Raw genomic sequence first — 17,497 nt, forward strand, 5'->3', positions numbered from 1 at the left:
GGCCCGGTGACGGACGGAGGGCGGCATGGAACGGGCCACGGCCACCGACCTCGAGGCGGGCCAGGCTTCGGCCGGGCAGGCGTTCGAGGCGGGCCAGGCTTTCCCGGCGGGGCAGACGTTCGCGGCGGGGCAGACGTTCGCGGCGGACCTGGCTTCCGCGGCGGGGAACGACGCGGTACGGGGCCTTCCGGCCCCGGCCGGCGCGGTCCCGGCGGGCGCGATGCCCGCGGACGCGGTGCCGGCGCAGTCGGCACCGATGTGGGAGGTGCCGGATCGGCCCGGCGAGCCGCGGGCCGCGATCTTCGGCGGGCCGGTTTCCCCACCCGCGCCGCCACCGCCCGGGACGCCGACATCCGTGGCGAAGCCGGCCCCGATCTCGGGCGGGACGCCGCCCGCCACGGCATCGTTCGCGACGCCGATGTCCGTGGCGGGGCCGGCCCCGGCGCAGTCGGCCGCGGTCGTGGGCGGGATGCCGCCGGCTACGGCATCGTTCGCGACGCCGTCGTCCCCGGCATCGGCCGGGAGCCGGTCGGCGACGCCCGGCGCGGCATCGGCAGGGACGCGGTCGACATCGCCCGGCGCGGCATCGGCAGGGACGCGGTCGGCGATGCCGGACGCGGCGTCGGCGGATGCCGAGACGGCCGAGTTCGACCCGGAGGCGGATCTGGAGGACCGGTTCCCCGGGGCGCCGCGCACGAACCGGGACGCCTGGCGCGGGATCGAGACGCCGGGCAGCGTGTCCACCCTGACCAAGCCCGCGGGCCTCGGCACGGCACCGCCGCGGGAGAACGAACCGGCCTTCATCGACCTCGGACCGCGAACCGGCTCCGACGAGCCACGCGGCCTACGGGCCATGCTGGCCGGCCTGGTCGGCCGCGCCCGATCCGCGAAGACCCCCAAAGCGGCCAAGCCGCCCAAGCATCCGCGTAACCGGGAGCGGCCGGGCACCGACGACCAGCCCTGGTCCGCGCAACCCCTCGACGGTACGGGCCGAACCTGGCCCGCGGCAGCCACACCGCACGACACGACGCCCGTCCCGCACGGCACCGCACCGGCGTCGCCGAACGGCACGACGTCGCCGGACGGCACGACGTCACCGGACGGCACGACGTCACCGGACGGCACGACGTCACCGGACGGCGTGGTGCCGGGCCATCGCACCGGCACCCCGGCGGCACCGCACGGCGACGTCCCCGGGGGTCCGCGCGGCGGCGTCCCGGCGGGCACGCGCGACGTCGGCGGCGCGGATCAGCCCGGTGCCGCACCGGTCGCCCGCCCGGCGGACCGGAAGCAGCCGTGGCCGTCGCCGATCCCCCAGGACGGCCTGTCACTGCTGCCACCGGCCGACCTGCCGGCGGCCTGGCCGGCACGGGACGTCCCGGCGACCGACGGCTCCACCGGGCCCAGGACCGGCCCCATTGCCGATGCGGAGCCGACGCACACCGGCGCCTTCGGCGGGTCCGCGGGCGTTGACGCCTTCGGCGACACTGCCGGAGCCGGCACCCTCGGCCGGACCGCGCGAATCGGCGCCTTCGACGACACCGCGGGGACCGGCGACCTCGGCGGTACCGCAGGGACCGGCGCCCTCGGCGGCACCGCAGGGGCCAACTCCGTCGGCGGGTTCACCGGAGCCGGTGCCTTCGACGACACCACGGGGACCGGCGCCTTCGGGGGATCCGCGGGAACCGGCGGGGCCGCCGGGGCCGGCACCGTCGGCGGTCCGGGAGGCGCGCCGCACGGGACCGCGGACAGCGGCGCGTCGGGCGGGTTGCCGGCCGGTGGTATCGCGGCGGACAACCCCGAGAGCAGCGGCGGCACGCGCAGTTGGGGCAGCCCGGCCTCCTGGCCGTCCACGCCGACACCGCACGCGGGCACTCCCGGCGTGCCCGCTCCCGCGCCGGTCAGCTGGCCCGACGCCGGTTCCCCGGAGCCGGCCTCGCCGGATTCGGGATTCTTCGCGCAGGCGGCTTCGGACTCGTCGCGGACGGCGCCGTTCGATCCGGCATCGCGGGCCGAGGTGAAGGCCGGCGACAGCGTCGGGGCACGCCCGCCGGCGGTCGCCGGCACGCCGGGGCCGGTCGCACCGGCGTCCGGGACCGACTCGATCAGGCCGGCGTGGAACACCGCCGGGTCGGCGGAGGCGGCGTTCGTGCCGGTGGCCGCCGCGGATCCCGGGCCGACCTCCGAATGGTTCACGCACGTCGAGCCGCGTCTGTCGGATCCGGCCGCGCCGACGACCCCCGGCCGGGCGGAGCCGCCCACCTGGGCGGTCTCGTCCACCGCCGCGCACAACCGGATCGAGGGCACGCCTCCCGACCCGGCGGACCGGCAACCCGAGCCGGCGGACCCGGCCGTCGCGCGCCCACGGGCGGAGACGCCGAGCCAGAACGGCTGGGCGGAGCGCCCACCGGTGGTGGACCTCTGGGCCGACGCGGACGGCACGGCATGGACCACGACCCCGACGGCTCAACACCCCACCACGTCGCCGAGTTCCACCACGTCACCGCAGACCGACGCATCTCCACAGCACACCGCGTCACCGCAGTCCGGCGGGCCCGGGGCATCGCCGCAGTCCGGCGGGTCCGAGGCATCGCCGCAGTCCGGCACGACCAGCATGTCACCGCAGTCCGGCACGTTCGGCGCGTCACCGCAGTTCGGCGGGTCCGGGGCATCGCCGCAGGCCGGCGGATCCGGCACGTCACCGCAGTCCGGCGGGTCCAACGCATCGGCGCAGGCCGACGGGTCCGGCACGTCGGCGCAGTCGAGCGCACCTCCGCATACCGGCAGATCACCGCAGACCAGCGCGTCTCCGTATGCCGACGCATCTCAGCAGCCCGGCGGTGCACCGCGGGCAGGCACGTCGCCGCAGTTCAGCCCGGAGCAGCCGGCGGCCTCGGCGCACCGGTCCGGCCCGCCGCAGTCGGCCGCGTCCGCGCAGGCCGGGGATTCGTGGCTCGTCCCGTCACGGTCGGAGAACGCACCGGACCCGGCGGCGCTGTCGGGCCCGGCGGCACCACCGGACCCGGCGACACCACACGACCCGGCCGCGTCGCCGGCGGCCGCGCCCGGCTGGGACGAGCCCGCGCCACGCGACGATCCGTACGCGATGTATCGCCGCCCCGCCACCGGGGCGGACGAGCCGGCCTGGGACACGACGCCCTCCTGGGCCTCCCCGTCCCCTTCCCCGGTCGACCGCGGCACCCGCGAGCAGCCACCGCTGCGCAGCCCGGACGCGGCCGACCCGGGGTGGTCCGGCCGCGCCGACCGGGTCACGGAGGAGTCCGGCACGCACGGCGACCTGGTGGACGGCACCCTGACCACCGGTCGCGACCAGGTCCCGGGTCGCGACCGGTCCCAGCCCGACGAGCCGCCGGCCTGGTCGGCCGTACCGGCACCGCCGCCCCACCTGGCCACGCCGCCGTCACCCGGCCCGGATCGCGCGGCACCGTCCGGACGCCGGTTCGCCGACCGCCGCGCCGCGTCCGCCGACCACCGCGCCGTCGAGCGCGGGCCGGGCGAGCGCAGTCCGGCCGAGCGCAGTCCGGCGGAGCGCAGTCCGGCGGAGCGCGGGCCGGGCGAGCGCGGTCCCGGCGGACGGCGGTCCGGCCGGCGGGACGCGCGGCCGCGGCACGGCGCCGAGAGCGACGTGCGCGTGCTCAGCACGTACACCGGGGACGAGAGCGAGAAGCCGCGGCGCCGGGGCGTCGGCATCATGGTGGCCGCCGTCGTGGTGGCGGTGGCGGTCGCGGCCGGCGGGCTGGCTGCGCTGCGCGGCGTGCCGGGGCTGAACCTGGCCGCCGCCGGCGACGGCCCGCACGCGATCTCCGCACCGCTGGACGGCCGGGACGCGCTCGTCTTCGACCTGGTCTCCGGCGTCACCTCGGTCAGCGTGACCAGCGACGACCTGGAGGGCGACCTCTACCGCATCTCGACGCCGCAGGATTCGAACGTGCGGCCGGAGGCGATCGACCAGGGCGACCGGCTGATGCTGCAGATGGCCGAGACCGGTGCGCGCGGCCCGAGCCTGGTGGAGGTGCGGCTGAGCTCGGAGGTGCGCTGGGACGTACGGCTGACCGGTGGCGCCACCGAGCACGTGGTCGACTTCAGCGAGGGGCGGCTGTCCGGGTTCGACGTGCTGGGCGGCGCTACGCGGCTGGAGCTGGACCTGCCCGCGCCGGAGAAGTCCGTACGCCTGAAGGTCAGTTCCGGTATCAGTCAGTTCGTGCTGCGGACGCCCGCGGACGTACCGTCGCGGCTCCGGTTCGGCGCGGGCGCGGACAGTGTCACGCTTCTGGGTGACGCGCGCGGGCGGGTCGCGCCGAACTCGCGTTTCACGCCGAAGGCCTGGGAGGGCGCGGACGACCGGTACGACATCGCCATCACCGCGGGCGTCGGCACGTTCACGCTGGAACAGTGACCGGGCGGATCGGGGGCGTGTGGCGCCCCCGATCCGCGCGTCGATCGGAAAAAGCGTCGATCAGTAGAAGTTGGCCTTGAGCCAGCCCCAGACGTCCATGACCCACCCGGTCTGGGTCAGGTAGCCGATGCCGACCGCGATCAGGAACGCGCCGACGATCAGGTACGACCCGCGGGCGCTGTGCCGCATCCGGTGCAGCTGACGCTCCAGGACCAGGCGGCCGACCAGCCGGGCCAGCGCGAACAGGCCGACCGCGACGATCAGCGTCACCACGTACGTCAGGAACGAGCCGAGGAACGAGCCGCCGTCCGACAGTGCCCAGATGCCCCAGCAGACGAACGAGAAGGCGAGGCCGAGCACGCCCCACTCACGGCCGCGGCGCAGCTGCACGCCGAGCGGCACCGCGGGTGGCGGGGGCGGCGAGTCGGGCCAGCCGGTGCCGGTCGGCTCGTGCGGCGCGATCTCGTGGTCGTCGTGGTGCCGGGACGCCCGGGGCGCCACGGACGCACGGCCCCGCTGGAAGTTGAGCCGTGTCGGGTCGTCGTCGTAACCCGCGTCAGACGCCTGCGGGTGCATGTCCGGTGGCACCGGCACCGTCCGCTCCGCCCATGACTGCGTCTGATCTGTCATAGCTCCTCCCCCTGTCGGGCCCTGCACCATCGAGCGTAGCGAGCCCGCAAAACGGCTGGCCTACACCGACGCATGTCCGTTACACACGAGACATGTCGCCCATCCTTCCCGATATCGCCGTACGGCCCGGCACCGAGGCCGACCTCGACGCGATCGTCCCGCTGTTGTTCGCGGCGTTCCACGACCCGCCCGACGCCACGCGCGAGGCCTCGGAGCGGTCCAAGACCGAGCCGGCCCGGTCGGTGGTGGCCGTCGACGGCGAGACGCTCGCCGGCCACCTCGGCTCGTTCGCCCGGGACCTGACCGTGCCGGGCGCGATCGTGCCGGCCGCGCACGTGACCCAGGTGGCGGTGGCCCCGACCCACCGGCGGCGGGGCGTGCTGAACCGGATGATGCGCCGGCATCTCGCGGACGCGCCGGAGCCGATCGCGGTGCTGTGGGCCAGCGAGGGCCGGATCTATCCGCGGTACGGCTACGGCCTGGCCGCGCCGCATCTCACGCTGCGGGCGTTCGTGCGTGAGGTCCGGTTGCCGGACGGCCCCGCCGGCCGGTTGCGCGCCGGACCGCCCGCGACGCTGCGCGAGGAGATGGTCGAGGTCTTCGAGGCCGTGCGTCCGGACCGGCCCGGCTGGTCGAGCCGGCCGGGCGCGTGGTGGGACCACCGGCTCGACGACGCCGCGTGGGTCCGCGGGTCGGGCACCGCGCTGCGGGCCGTGGTCCGCGAGGGCGCGCACGGCGTCGACGGGTACGCGCTCTGGCGCGTCGTCGACGGTGAGAATCCGGACAATCCGCGGGTCTCCGCGACCCTGCAGGTGAAGGAGCTGGTGGCCGCGACGGCCGCGGCCCGCCTGGACCTGTGGCGGTTCCTGTTCGGCGTCGACCTGACCGCCCGGGTCACCTACCACCACGCGCCGCTCGACGAGCCGCTGCTGTATCTGGCCGACGACCCGGGCTGGCTGGGCACCCGCTGGGAGCACGGCCTCTGGTTGCGGGTCCGGGACGTGCCCGCCGCGCTGTCCGCCCGGCGCTACGCCCTGCCGGTCGACGTGGTGCTGGAGGTGACGGACGCGCTGCTGCCGCGGAACGCGGGCCGCTGGCACCTGCGCGGCGGCCCGGACGGCGCGACCTGTGAGCGCACCACGGCCCCGGCCGCGCTGGCGCTGGACGTGCGCGACCTCGGCGCCGCATACCTCGGCGGTACGCCGCTGGCCGCGCTGGCCGGTGCCGGGCTCGTCGAGGAACGGGGCGCGGGCACGCTCGCCGCGGCGAACGCGGCGTTCGGCTGGCACCGTGCCCCCAGCATGAACGAGACGTTCTGACGGCCGGCGGCGGGACCGTCCGGCGGCGCGGCGCGATACCGTCGGCTGATGGGAGAGCCCGAGCGTCGCCGCCGCCGACTTCGCCGTCACCGCGCCGAGGAGCCCACCACGCCGGATCCGGCCGGCGAGCCGGCGGCCGCGCAGCCGACCGCCGATCCGGCCGCAGGGCCGACCAGCGATCCGGCCGCCGATCCGGTTGTGCAGCCGACCAGCGATCCGGTCGCAGAGCCGACCGGCGATCCGGCCGCGCAGCCGACCACCGGGCCGGCCGCGCAGCCGACCACCGGGCCGGTCGCAGAGCCGACCGCCGGGCCGACCGCCGGGCCGACCGCCGGGCCGACCGCCGGGCCGACCGCCGGGCCGACCGCCGGGCCGACCGCCGGGCCGGCGGGCGAGGTCGCTCGCGTCGGGCGTGCGCCGGGGCCGGTCGAGGCGCCGAAGCCGGCACCGCCGACGCCGTCGGTTCGCCGCACGCCGGTGCCCCGGCCCGGGCCACCGGCCGCGGGCCCGCGGCCGGCCGTTCCGCCGTCCCCGTCGGATCTCGCCCGGTCCGCGCCGGCGGAGCCGGTCAGACCGGTTCCGGCCGACCCGCACCGGCCCTCCCCGGCCGACCTCGCGAAGCCGATCCCACCGGATGCCGCGAAACCGGCCCGGACGACGCCGGCACCCACCCCGAAGCCGGGTCGGGCGGTTCCGGCACAGTCGGCGCAGGCGACCGCCGGGAAGGCCGGACAGGCGGATCCGGGCCGGCCGGCACCGGCCGGCGGCCCGCGGCCGACGCCGGCGGACCTGCCGCGGAGCACGCCGGTGCCCACGCCCGGTCCGTCGCCGGTCCCGCCGCCGAAGCCGGCCGCGCCCAGACCGCAGCCGCCGGTCGCCGAGACGTCACCGGTGCACGATCCGGAGGAGGCCGCGCCGGTGCGGCAACCGGACGGCCCGCGCGCCACCGGGCCGGGTGACGGGCCGCCGCGTGGCCGGGAGAAGGCCAGCGCCGAGGACCGCGAGGCCGAACGTGGTCTGCGTGGTCTGGTCGGCTCCGGTTCGTCGCAGGTGAGCGTGCGGGCCGCGATGCGGGCCCGGGACGCGTCCCGGCCGACGGACGAGGATCTGGCGGAGGCCCAGGAGCGGCTGGTGATCGTGCGCCGCAACTGGATCCCCCGCGAGGAGCTGCCGGCCCGCCGGTGACGGGCCGGGTCGCGGGCTAGCGGGGCAGGTCGGGCAGGTCGCCGGACGTCTCGTACGCCGCGACCTGTGCGATCCGCCGGGAGTGCCGCTCGCTGTTGGAGAACGGCGTGGTCAGGAACGCCTCGACGATCGCGGTCGCCTCGTCCAGCGTGTGCTGCCGGGCGCCGATGCCGACCAGGTTCGCGTCGTTGTGCTCGCGGGTCAGGCGGGCGGTCTCGAGGTTCCAGGCCAGGCCGACACGGGTGCCCTTGACCTTGTTCGCGGCGATCTGCTCGCCGTTGCCGGAACCGCCGATCACGATGCCGAGGCTGCCCGGGTCGGCCACCACGCGGGCGGCCGTGTGCAGGCAGTAGGCGGGGTAGTCGTCCTCCGGATCGAAGACGTGCGGGCCGACGTCGACCACCTCGTACCCCTGCTTGGACAGGTAGTTGACGAGGTGCACCTTCAGCTCGTAGCCGGCGTGGTCGGCTCCCAGATAAACGCGCATAACGCGCAGTCTGTCAGCCCGCCGGTGCGGCCGTGGCGGCGGCTGCCAAGTTTGAGTCCGTCCGCACCGTGCCGCGGGCGTCCCCGATGCCGCGGGAACGGCACGGGGACGCCTGATGCGGCCGGTGGGACCGTCAGATCTCCGCGACGACCAGCCCGCCGCGCGCCTTCGGGGTGAACCAGGTGCTCTTCCGCGGCATCTTCCGGCGGGCCAGGTTGACCGCCACGAACTCGTCCATGGTGACCGGCGCGATCAGCACGGCCAGGTCCGCGCGGCCCGCGTCGACCTCGCCGCGCAGCCACTCGGCCGGGTAGTCGCCGCCGACGTAGACGATGCGCTTGTCGCCGGCGTCCAGCCCGAGCACCTCGTTGACCAGCACCCGCTCGACGAGCGCGTGGTCCATGCCCTCGACCGGGTCACCGCCGCCGTGCGACGGCAGCTTCACGGACCAGGTCTCGCCGCCCACGTACAGCTGGATGGTGCCACCGGTCGGCGGGACCGCGGGGCCGCCGGCGGCCGGCTCGGGCTGCAGACCGGCCGCGCGCAGCCGGTCAGCCAGCTCCCCGGCGGCGATCGGCAGCTTGATCAGCCGGTTGTACGGCGCGATGACCAGCGACTCGGGCGTGGTGATCACGGCGAGGAAGCGCGGGTAGCCGCCGGTCTGCGCGGCCAGGCTGCGGTGGTTGCCGTCCGCGACGACCAGTTCGCCGGCGCCGGCCAGCGCGCACAGCTCGTCGCGCACGGAGCCGGCCGGCACGGTCCAGATCGCGTGCACCCGGCCGGCCGGGTCGACGTCGGTCGCGGCGGGCTCCCCCGCGTGCGCGATCGCGTACTCCAGCTCCTCGTGCAGCCGGTCGCCGGTGCCGGTCTGCAGCAGCAGGACCGGGGAGAGCAGGTTCCGCAGCGTGTTCGCCAGGTCGACCCGCTCGCGGACCTTCTCGATGAACACGTCCTCGTTGCGGATGACCAGGCCCGGCTCGTCCGGGCTGGTGGAGATCTGGTCGGTGTCCACCATGCAGTACATGCCGTAGGCGGCGTTGCCGCCGTCCGGATCCGCGATCCGGTAGAGGACGATCACCTGCTCGGCGGAGGCGTAGCTGCCGGCCGCCTTCGCCTCGGCCAGCCGCTCGGCGGCGGCCGGCAGTGAGTCGGCGAAGGAACGGCCCAGCGTCTCTGGCGCGAGGTGCGGCATCTCGACGGCGAGAGCGCTTCGCGGGTTGTCGGCGATGATTGCGGTGATCTCGGCGTCGTCCGCGAACTCGTCATAGTTCTGCGCGCCGGTGCCACCGGTCGTGATCCAGGCCCGGTCGATCGGGTGCACGATCGTCATGTGCAATCACGGTACCGACGCCCGGCACCCGCCGTTTGCGCACCCCAGAACGGTTCCAGGCGGTGGTACGGGTAACCTCCCGCGGATCAGCTCGCGCCGACCGGAACCGCCTCGACGACCACCACCGGCGCCAGCATCGCGGCGTCCTCCGCGGAGAGCCCGGGGCACACGTCCGCCCAGTCGTCCGCGCGCACGGCCCAGTAGGCGCGCTCCAGGGCCTCATCACTCGTGGTAACGATCTGCTGTTCCATAGTTACTCCCTATTCCCCGGTTCTCAGCGCCTCAACCAGCCATAACGCAGATGTCGCGCACATCGCAACGACACTGTCGGTGACCGGTCACGCCCACGCCCTCATCCTCGGTCATCTCGGGCTGCTGAACGGTTGCGAAAAGAAGAGTTAACGAGTTGCTGACATGGCATCGCCGACCCGAAAATTCGGACCCGCGCCGCAACCCGGACGTAATCCCCGCCACGGGTGGACCGGCACACCCGTGATCGACGTCGACGTGAAACACTTACTGCGGACTTTTCCGCCCCACCGGCGCCCGGCCGTGCGGGCTGGGCACCGGATGGAGAGTGATCGTGGCCGGAGTGCGCAATCTCACCCAGGTCGAGGCGGCCGAGCGTGCCCGCGTGCTGGACGTGACCTCGTACGACATCAGGCTCGACCTGACGGGCGACGTCTCGTTCCGGTCGGTGACCACCGTCGAGTTCACCTCCCGCGAGCCCGGCGCCACCACGTTCATCGAGGTCGCCGCGGAGCGTCTGCACACGGCCACGCTGAACGGCGCGCCGGTCGACACGTCCGGCTGGTCCGCCGAGCGCGGGCTCACGCTGACCGGCCTCGCGGCGGAGAACACGCTGGTGGTCGAGGCGGAGTTCCCGTTCTCGCACAGCGGCCAGGGCCTGCACCGCAGCGTCGACCCGGTGGACGGCGAGGCGTACCTCTACAGCCAGTTCGAGACCGCGGACGCGCAGCGGGTCTACGCCGCGTTCGACCAGCCCGACCTGAAGAGCGTCTACACCTGGCACGCCACGGTCCCGGCGCACTGGCGCGTGGTGTCGAACATGCCGGTCGACCGCGAGGAGCCGGCCGGCGAGGGCGCGAAGACCGTGCACTTCACCCGGTCCGCGCGGATGAGCACGTACATCACCGCGCTCTGTGCCGGCCCGTTCCACGAGGTGCAGTTCACCCACGACGGCATCGACATGGGCTACTTCTGCCGGGCCAGCATGGCGCAGTACTTCGACGTCGACGACCTGCACAAGGTCACCGTGCAGGGCTTCGACTTCTTCCACGACAAGTTCGGCATCCGCTACCCGCTGCCGAAGTACGACCAGGTGTGGGTGCCCGAGTTCAACGCGGGCGCGATGGAGAACTTCGGCTGCGTCGTGCACGCCGAGGACCACTACATCTTCCGCTCGCAGGTCACCGACTTCGAGTACGAGCAGCGCGCGAACACGATCCTGCACGAGCTGGCCCACATGTGGTTCGGCGACCTGGTCACCATGCGCTGGTGGAACGACCTGTGGCTGAACGAGTCGTTCGCCGAGTGGGCCAGCCACTGGTGCAACGCGGAGGCCACCCGGTTCAGCGACGCGTGGACCACGTTCCTGTCCGTGCGGAAGAACTGGGGCTACCGCCAGGACCAGCTCTCCTCCACCCACCCGGTCTACTGCGAGATGCCCGACCTGGAGGCCGTCGAGGTCAACTTCGACGGCATCACGTACGCGAAGGGCGCCAGCGTCATCAAGCAGCTGGTGGCGTACGTCGGGCTGGACCCGTTCCTGGCCGGCCTGCGCTCCTACTTCGCGGCGCACGCCTGGGGCAACGCGACCTTCGACGACCTGCTCACCGAGCTGGAGTCGTCGTCCGGCCGGGAGCTGCGCAAGTTCGCCGCGCAGTGGCTGGAGACCGCGCAGGTCAACACGCTGCGCCCGGAGGTGACGATCGCCGAGGACGGCACCTACACCTCCGTCGCCGTGCTGCAGGAGGCCCCGGCCGACTACCCGACGCTGCGCACCCACCACATCGGCGTCGGCCTCTACGACGTCACCGACGGCAAGCTGGTCCGCCGCCGGATCGTCGAGGTGGACATCGCCGGTGAGCGCACCGAGCTGGCCGAGCTGGCCGGCCTGCCCGCCGCCGACGTGCTGCTGCTCAACGACGACGACCACAGCTACGCCAAGCTGCGGCTGGACGAGCGCTCGATGGCCACGGTCGTGCACCACATCGACGGCCTGGACTCGTCGCTGGCCCGCGCGCTGGTCTGGGCGGCCGCGTGGGACATGGTCCGCGACGCCGAGCTGTCCACCCGCGACTACATCGCGCTGGCCACCTCCGGCCTGCCGAACGAGCAGGACATCAACCTGGTCACCGCCACGCTCCGGCAGGCCGCCACGGCCATCGCCAGCTACGCCGACCCGGAGTGGGCGCCGACCGGCTGGGCGCAGCTCGCCGGGACCGCCCGCGACGCGCTCGCGGTGGCCGAGCCGGGCAGCGGCTTCCAGCTCGCCTGGGCCCGCGCGTACGCGTCCGCGTCCCGCTCCGCCGAGGACCTGGCCGTGCTGCGCGGCTGGCTGACCGGGCAGAACGTGCCGGCCGGCCTGACCATCGACACCGAGTTCCGCTGGTCGCTGTTGCAGACGCTGATCGCCAAGGGCGCGGCCGCCGCGGAGGAGATCGACGCCGAGCTGGCGAACGACCGCACCGCCGGCGGTGAGCGCGAGGCCGCGCTGGCCCGCGCGCTGCTGCCGACCGCGGAGAACAAGGCCCGCGTCTGGGACGAGCTGACCTCGACGCAGGCGCTGCCGAACTGGCGCAACCGGGCGCTGCTCCAGGGCTTCCAGCACCCGGCACAGGTGGAGCTGACCGCGCCGTTCGCGGACCGTTTCTTCGCGGAGGCGGCCACCGTGTGGGCGAGCCGGGACAGTGAGCCGGCGCAGGACTTCGCGCTCTTCGCGTACCCGTCCTACCAGATCACCGAGGCCACGGTCGCGGCCACGGAGTCCTGGCTGGCCGGCACCGGTCAGCCGGCCGGGCTCCGCCGCCTGGTCGCGGAGGGCCGCGACGGCGTGGTGCGCGCGCTGGCCGCCCGCGCCAAGGACCGCGGCTGACCGTTTCGTCCAGCGCCCCACCGGCCCGCACGGCCGGTGGGGCGCTTTTTTGTGCCTCCGCACCCGTGCCAGCACAGAAACCGCACAAAAGCCACACATGACGCGTCTGTACGACGTTTGCTCTGCTTACCGTGCCATGGCGATCTGCTTGTTGTTCTAGATCGGTGTTTTCGAATCCGTACCAAAAGTACGTTGTACCAGTCGGCCTTCCCGCACCGTGAAGATCGACTCACGGCTTTCGCGCCGGCCGGCGACTCGGTGGGTCGGAGAGTCGGCAACAAAGATCGCGTCGCGGGAGACGGCTCGGGAGACGTGTGCCCACGGGGGCGGCCGCTGCGTCGCCCGCGGCGGAAATGACAGCGCGGTCATGAAGGCGTCCGCGCTCCCCGATGAGCAGGGCACCGCACCTCGCACGGCCTGGAACGCACCACGGATCTACAGGACGCGTCGCGGGACGTCGTGCGGGCGCGGCGGAACCTCACTGGGAAGCGTCACGGGACCGTGTGCGGACGCGCCGCCGAGACGCGCGGGCGCGCTGCCGGAGCGGGACGCGTCGGGGGTCGAGGCGACCTGCCGTTGCGCTGTGGATGCGATCTTGCGGCCACGGATGCCGCAGGGAGGAGCGCCAGCGACGACCGGTGCCCGCGGGAGCATGCGGAACCCGGCCCGCCGGAAGCGGGAACATCCGGTTCTGCGCGAAGAGCGCCGGTTGTCGGCTCCTGCGTCATGGGTACGCGAAACGGCCGGCCCGACTGGGACCGGCCGTTCGGAGGCGGAAGACGGCCAGAGCCGCTGTCACGGGGGGTCCGCGCCGCAGCCGGCCGTCCCGGTGAAACAGGTGCTAGGCGCGACCCGCGTGCGTCGCGAGCTGGTCGAGGCCGTGGATGACGCCGCCGGCCAGGTCGCCGCCCGCGAAGGCCGCGGCCATCGAGAGGCAGGCCAGCTTCGCGTCGCGGTCCGGGATCCGGCGGCGGGCCTCGGCGCCGGTGACGACCTCGAGGATGCGCTGGTTCGGCGAGAACGCGATGAGCACGGACCGGTCCGGGTCCGCGAGCTGTCCGTGGAGCTTCTCGGCGGCGGCGCGCTGCGGGTCGGCGAGGTCACCGACGTACACGCTGAACGTCAGGCCGGTCTCCCGGTCCGCGATGCGCAGCGCCTCGTCGATGTGCAGCAGCTGCCGCGTGGAGAACGGGCCGTCGAGCACGTCCGGCTGCGTCTCCGCGGCCAGCGTCTCGCCGCCCGGGTGGTCGAGGTGGGTCAGGGCCTGCTCACCAGCGGTCACTTGCGCCTCCCGTCGGGCCGTGCGGGTTCCCGGCGGCGGCGTCGCCCGCGGGGTCGGAGGAGGTGAGCGCGAGCCGCCCGGCCAGCTGACCGGGTGAGGAGAGGAACCAGACCGGCGTGAACTCGAACGGCCGGCCGGGCCGGTAACGCTTCTCCTTGGTGCGGCGGTCTCCTCCGGGCAGCGTCAATGCTGCGAGGACACCGACGACGGCGAGCGGCGCGACAACGAAGACGAGTGCGACTTCTAACGGTTGCACGGTGAACGCCCCCAACGTGGCAAGACACTCGGTGTCTGGGCGGTCTGATAGGTACTGATGCTTCTCTCACGGTAGCGGAACGTGGGTCCCCGCAGATCATCGGGGCGTACTCCGGCGGGATGAGTCCGTCTCGCGAAATTTCGGCCGTCACGTGCGAAAATCGACCTCAGCACTCCCCCACGTCCGATGGGAGGACCATGCGCAGCCTTCTCCGACTCGCGGTGCCGCTCGCGCTGGTGGCCGCGGTGCTGAGCACGCTGGTGGCCGCGGTGCTGAGCGCGCCGGGCGTGGCCCGGGCGAGGGCGGACGTGTTCGTCGAGGTGAACCCGAGCACGATCGCCGCCGGCGGCGAGGTGAGCGTCCGGGCCAGCTGTACGGAGAACGTCGACGGCGCGGTGGTCCGGTCGGACGCGTTCGGTGAGCTCCGGGTCGCCCCGGAGTACGGGTTCCTGACCGGCCGGACCGAGATCCCGGCGGGTACGGCCGCGGACGACTACCGGGTGGAGCTGGTCTGCACCGGTGGTGGCCGCGCGCTCGGGACGCTGCGGGTGGTGGCCGACACGCGTCCGTCGCGGGGCCCGGCGACCGGGTTCGGCGGCCTGGCGGGCGCGGGTCCGGACGCCGGCGGGCTGGCACTGCTCGGCGCCGGGCTGGCCGCGACGGCCGCGGGTGCCGCGTTGCTCGTGTTCCGGCTGCGACGCCGCCGGCTGGGGTGAGCGTCGTGGGCGCGCACCGGTACTCGCCGCTGGCCCGGCACGCGGGGGTGCGCTTCCCGCCGGCCGGGTCGCCCGGCCGGCATCGTGCTCCGGTGCCGCCCGCGCCCGCGGCGTACCCGCGCCGGGGTCCGGATCTCGGCTTTCTGGCCGTGGCGCTGCTGGTGGTGGGCGTGTTCGCGGCCGGCGCCGGGCTCGGGCAGCTGACCGGCGTGCGCCTGCCGTCGTGGTTCGACCGCCCCGGCGAGCCGCCGCCGCGCGAGTTCCCGGTGCTGGCCGCGAGCCGCCCGACCCGGGTGACCATCCCGGCGATCCGGGTGGAGGCGCCGGTCCGGCAGGTCGGGCTGGCCGCGGACGGCTCGATAGACGTGCCGCCGCCGGGCGAGCACGACGTGACCGGGTGGTACCGGGACGGGCCGACGCCCGGCGAGTTCGGCTCCGCCGTGATCGTCGGTCACGTCGACAGCCGCACCGGCCCGTCGGTCTTCGCCGGCCTGCCGGACCTGCATGCCGGCGACACCATCGAGGTCAGCCGCGAGGACCGCACCACCGCGGTGTTCCGGGTGCTGTCCGTCGAGCTGTTCGACAAGGCGCGGCTGCCGGTCGACCGCGTCTACGCCGACTTCACCCGCCCGCACCTGCGCCTGATCACCTGCGGTGGCCGGTGGACCGGCGGCACCACCGGCTACCGCGACAACGTGGTCGTCTTCGCGACGCTGGTCGGGACCGCGGACCGCTAGGCGGCCGCGGCCGCGGTCTCCGGCAGCGGGATGTCGAGCCAGTCGGCCCAGCGGGGGTCGGGGAGGCGGTGGCCGAGGACGCGCCAGGCCTGACCCTTGGGCGCGGCCGGCGCGCCGCCGTGCAGCCGCCAGCCGAGCTCGGCCGGCGTCTTGTCGCCCTTGGTGTGGTTGCACTTGGCGCAGGCCGCGACCACGTTCTCCCAGGCGTGCAGGCCACCGCGGCTGCGGGGGAACACGTGGTCGATGGTCTGGGCCGGCCCCCGGCAGTAGGCGCAGCGCCAGCCGTCCCGGGCGAAGATCGCGCGGCGGGACAGCCCGACGTGAGTGCGGTACGGCACACGCACGTAGCGTGTGAGACGAATCACGGACGGTACCGGGATCTCGTCGCGGGCGGAGTGCAGGATGCCGTCCCCGTCCGTGACCAGGGCGGCCTTACCCGAAAGGACGAGAATCGCGGCTCGACGCACTGAGACGACGCACAGCGGCTCGTAGGTCACGTTGAGCACCAACGCTCCGGAGCCCACCGTGGGTCGTATGTCAGGCATCGCGATCACCCTTCTGGTCGGTCTTTCGGCACTCCCTGTCGCGTTCCACCCGCCTCGGGCCGCGCGTCACCGTCCGGCCCCACGCTGGCGGATCACCAACGTCCGTGCGCCAATAGTCCCTGATAGGTGACCAAATTGCACGCACTAATCGGGGCCGCCTCGTGAAGTTCAGGTGACTCGTGCGAGGATGCCCGGTTCGGAACCATCGCCCGTGACCCCGGAATCGGCGCTCACAGGCGGATGCGATACGAACGTTCCAGACAGCCCGCACCCGCAACCCGTGGAGCTCGAGTCCCACCGTGATAGCACCAGTGACACCCAATCCCTCGCCCTCCGACCTCGTGCCGTCCGTCGACGCCAGCTGCGAGACCGACCGGCTCTGCAGCCAGCTGCTCGACCTCGGCGTCGACAGGTGGATAGCCGAGGGCGGCTACTGGGTGATCATCAAGCCGCTCCGGATCCTGGCGATCATCGCGATCGCGATGCTGATCCGGTTCCTGATCGCGCGCACGATCACCAAGCTGGTCACGACCACGTCGAACACGGCGATGCCGTCGATCCTGAAGCCGCTGCACGAGAAGGTGCCGACCGCGCTGCTGGACGCCGGCACGGTCTTCCCGGAGCGCCGGCGGCAGCGGGCCGAGGCGATCGGCTCGGTGCTGCGCAGCTTCGTCACCGCGATCGTGCTCGGCGTCGCCACCCTGATGGTGCTGGGCGAGCTCGGCTTCAACGTGGCTCCGCTGCTGGCCAGCGCCGGCATCGTCGGCGTCGCGCTCGGTTTCGGCGCGCAGAGCCTGGTCAAGGATGTGCTGGCCGGCCTGTTCATGCTGATCGAGGACCAGTACGGCGTGGGCGACACGGTCGACCTGGGCGAGGCGATCGGCGTGGTCGAGTCCGTCGGGCTGCGCGTCACCACGGTCCGGGACGGCCGCGGCGTGCTGTGGTACATCCGCAACGGCGAGGTGATCCGGGTCGGCAACAAGTCGCAGGGCTGGGCGATGGTCGTGATCGACATGCCGATCGGGTTCGTGAACAGCGAGGAGGCCACGGCCGTGCTGCGCGAGGCGGCCGCCGCGGTCGCCGCCGACCCGGAGCTGGCCACCGGCCTGCTCGAGCCGCCGGACGTGATCGGTGTGGAGCAGGTGACCGTGGACGGCGCGGTGATCCGGACCGTCGCGAAGACCACCGCGGACGGGCAGCTCACCGTGTCGCGGGAACTGCGGCGCCGGCTGACCGAGGCGCTGGAGACCTCCGGCATCGCGGACCGGATCGCGGCGGCCCGGCTCTTCCCGCGGCCGGCGGCGCCACCCGGCGGGAGCACGGACCCGGGCCGCGGCGGGGCGACGTAGGAACCGTCACGCGTCGATCGCTGTCAAAAATTTACCTCGGCCGATCACCCTAGCCACCGGTCAGACTATCGGGCAGAATTCACTCAGCCGAATATTCCGGGGGGATGGCACCGGCCGAGTGGGGAG

14 protein-coding genes are annotated in these 17,497 nt (G+C 74.1%); 7 read left to right on the top strand and 7 right to left on the bottom strand.

Annotated features, from left to right (window positions below; all coding sequences use genetic code 11):
* Positions 1 to 25 precede the first annotated feature (25 nt).
* Positions 26 to 4,417 (top strand): hypothetical protein, encoded by a 4,392-nt coding sequence (locus tag J2S44_RS11715; RefSeq protein ID WP_310411977.1) that lies wholly within the window; start codon positions 26 to 28, stop codon positions 4,415 to 4,417.
* A gap of 60 nt (positions 4,418 to 4,477) precedes the next feature.
* On the opposite strand, the gene J2S44_RS11720 is transcribed toward J2S44_RS11715, so the two are convergent.
* On the bottom strand, positions 4,478 to 5,047 hold the full coding sequence (locus J2S44_RS11720) for a hypothetical protein (protein WP_310411979.1): 570 nt from the start codon (positions 5,045 to 5,047) through the stop codon (positions 4,478 to 4,480).
* A 92-nt stretch (positions 5,048 to 5,139) separates the two neighbouring features.
* Here J2S44_RS11720 and J2S44_RS11725 point away from each other — a divergent pair, with 92 nt between their 5' ends.
* Complete coding sequence (locus tag J2S44_RS11725) at positions 5,140 to 6,366, top strand: GNAT family N-acetyltransferase (protein ID WP_310411983.1); 1,227 nt, start codon at positions 5,140 to 5,142, stop codon at positions 6,364 to 6,366.
* Positions 6,367 to 7,257: 891 nt separating this feature from the next.
* Positions 7,258 to 7,551 carry a hypothetical protein gene (locus J2S44_RS11735; RefSeq protein WP_374727973.1) on the top strand — a complete coding sequence of 98 codons (294 nt, stop codon included), beginning with the start codon at positions 7,258 to 7,260 and terminating at the stop codon, positions 7,549 to 7,551.
* A gap of 16 nt (positions 7,552 to 7,567) precedes the next feature.
* Here the strand turns inward: J2S44_RS11735 and J2S44_RS11740 are convergent, their stop codons facing one another.
* The 3 genes from J2S44_RS11740 to J2S44_RS11750 all read right to left on the bottom strand — a co-directional run bounded on the left by J2S44_RS11740 (position 7,568) and on the right by J2S44_RS11750 (position 9,619).
* Positions 7,568 to 8,038 (bottom strand): ribose-5-phosphate isomerase, encoded by a 471-nt coding sequence (locus J2S44_RS11740; protein WP_310411986.1) that lies wholly within the window; start codon positions 8,036 to 8,038, stop codon positions 7,568 to 7,570.
* A 133-nt stretch (positions 8,039 to 8,171) separates the two neighbouring features.
* Positions 8,172 to 9,368, bottom strand: a complete 1,197-nt coding sequence (locus tag J2S44_RS11745; RefSeq protein WP_310411989.1) for a DUF1015 family protein — start codon at positions 9,366 to 9,368, stop codon at positions 8,172 to 8,174.
* Positions 9,369 to 9,454: 86 nt separating this feature from the next.
* On the bottom strand, positions 9,455 to 9,619 hold the full coding sequence (locus J2S44_RS11750; protein ID WP_310411991.1) for a hypothetical protein: 165 nt from the start codon (positions 9,617 to 9,619) through the stop codon (positions 9,455 to 9,457).
* 341 nt (positions 9,620 to 9,960) lie between these two features.
* Between J2S44_RS11750 and pepN the strand changes: the two genes are divergently transcribed.
* Complete coding sequence (gene pepN, locus J2S44_RS11755) at positions 9,961 to 12,486, top strand: aminopeptidase N (RefSeq protein WP_310429606.1); 2,526 nt, start codon at positions 9,961 to 9,963, stop codon at positions 12,484 to 12,486.
* Between the two features lie 841 nt (positions 12,487 to 13,327).
* Here the strand turns inward: pepN and J2S44_RS11760 are convergent.
* Both J2S44_RS11760 and ctaJ read right to left on the bottom strand, forming a co-directional pair.
* Positions 13,328 to 13,747 carry a DUF5130 family protein gene (locus J2S44_RS11760; protein ID WP_374727974.1) on the bottom strand — a complete coding sequence of 140 codons (420 nt, stop codon included), beginning with the start codon at positions 13,745 to 13,747 and terminating at the stop codon, positions 13,328 to 13,330.
* A gap of 7 nt (positions 13,748 to 13,754) precedes the next feature.
* Entirely contained in the window at positions 13,755 to 14,024 is a 270-nt protein-coding gene (gene ctaJ / locus J2S44_RS11765; protein ID WP_310411993.1) for an aa3-type cytochrome oxidase subunit CtaJ, read from the bottom strand.
* Positions 14,025 to 14,221: 197 nt separating this feature from the next.
* On the opposite strand from ctaJ, the gene J2S44_RS11770 reads away from it, so the two are divergent.
* Both J2S44_RS11770 and J2S44_RS11775 read left to right on the top strand, forming a co-directional pair.
* Positions 14,222 to 14,740: a hypothetical protein gene (locus tag J2S44_RS11770; protein ID WP_310411996.1), complete on the top strand. Its 519-nt coding sequence runs from the start codon at positions 14,222 to 14,224 to the stop codon at positions 14,738 to 14,740.
* 5 nt (positions 14,741 to 14,745) lie between these two features.
* The gene (locus J2S44_RS11775) at positions 14,746 to 15,477 is read left to right on the top strand and encodes a class F sortase (RefSeq protein WP_310411999.1); all 732 of its coding nucleotides are present in this window, start codon (positions 14,746 to 14,748) and stop codon (positions 15,475 to 15,477) included.
* Here the strand turns inward: J2S44_RS11775 and J2S44_RS11780 are convergent.
* Positions 15,474 to 16,022 carry an HNH endonuclease gene (locus tag J2S44_RS11780; protein ID WP_310412001.1) on the bottom strand — a complete coding sequence of 183 codons (549 nt, stop codon included), beginning with the start codon at positions 16,020 to 16,022 and terminating at the stop codon, positions 15,474 to 15,476. The genes J2S44_RS11775 and J2S44_RS11780 overlap by 4 nt on opposite strands.
* A 302-nt stretch (positions 16,023 to 16,324) precedes the next feature.
* Here J2S44_RS11780 and J2S44_RS11785 point away from each other — a divergent pair, with 302 nt between their 5' ends.
* Complete coding sequence (locus J2S44_RS11785; protein ID WP_488193098.1) at positions 16,325 to 17,371, top strand: mechanosensitive ion channel family protein; 1,047 nt, start codon at positions 16,325 to 16,327, stop codon at positions 17,369 to 17,371.
* Positions 17,372 to 17,497: the final 126 nt, after the last annotated feature.

It is taken from the genome of Catenuloplanes niger (assembly GCF_031458255.1).
Taxonomy (GTDB): domain Bacteria; phylum Actinomycetota; class Actinomycetes; order Mycobacteriales; family Micromonosporaceae; genus Catenuloplanes; species Catenuloplanes niger.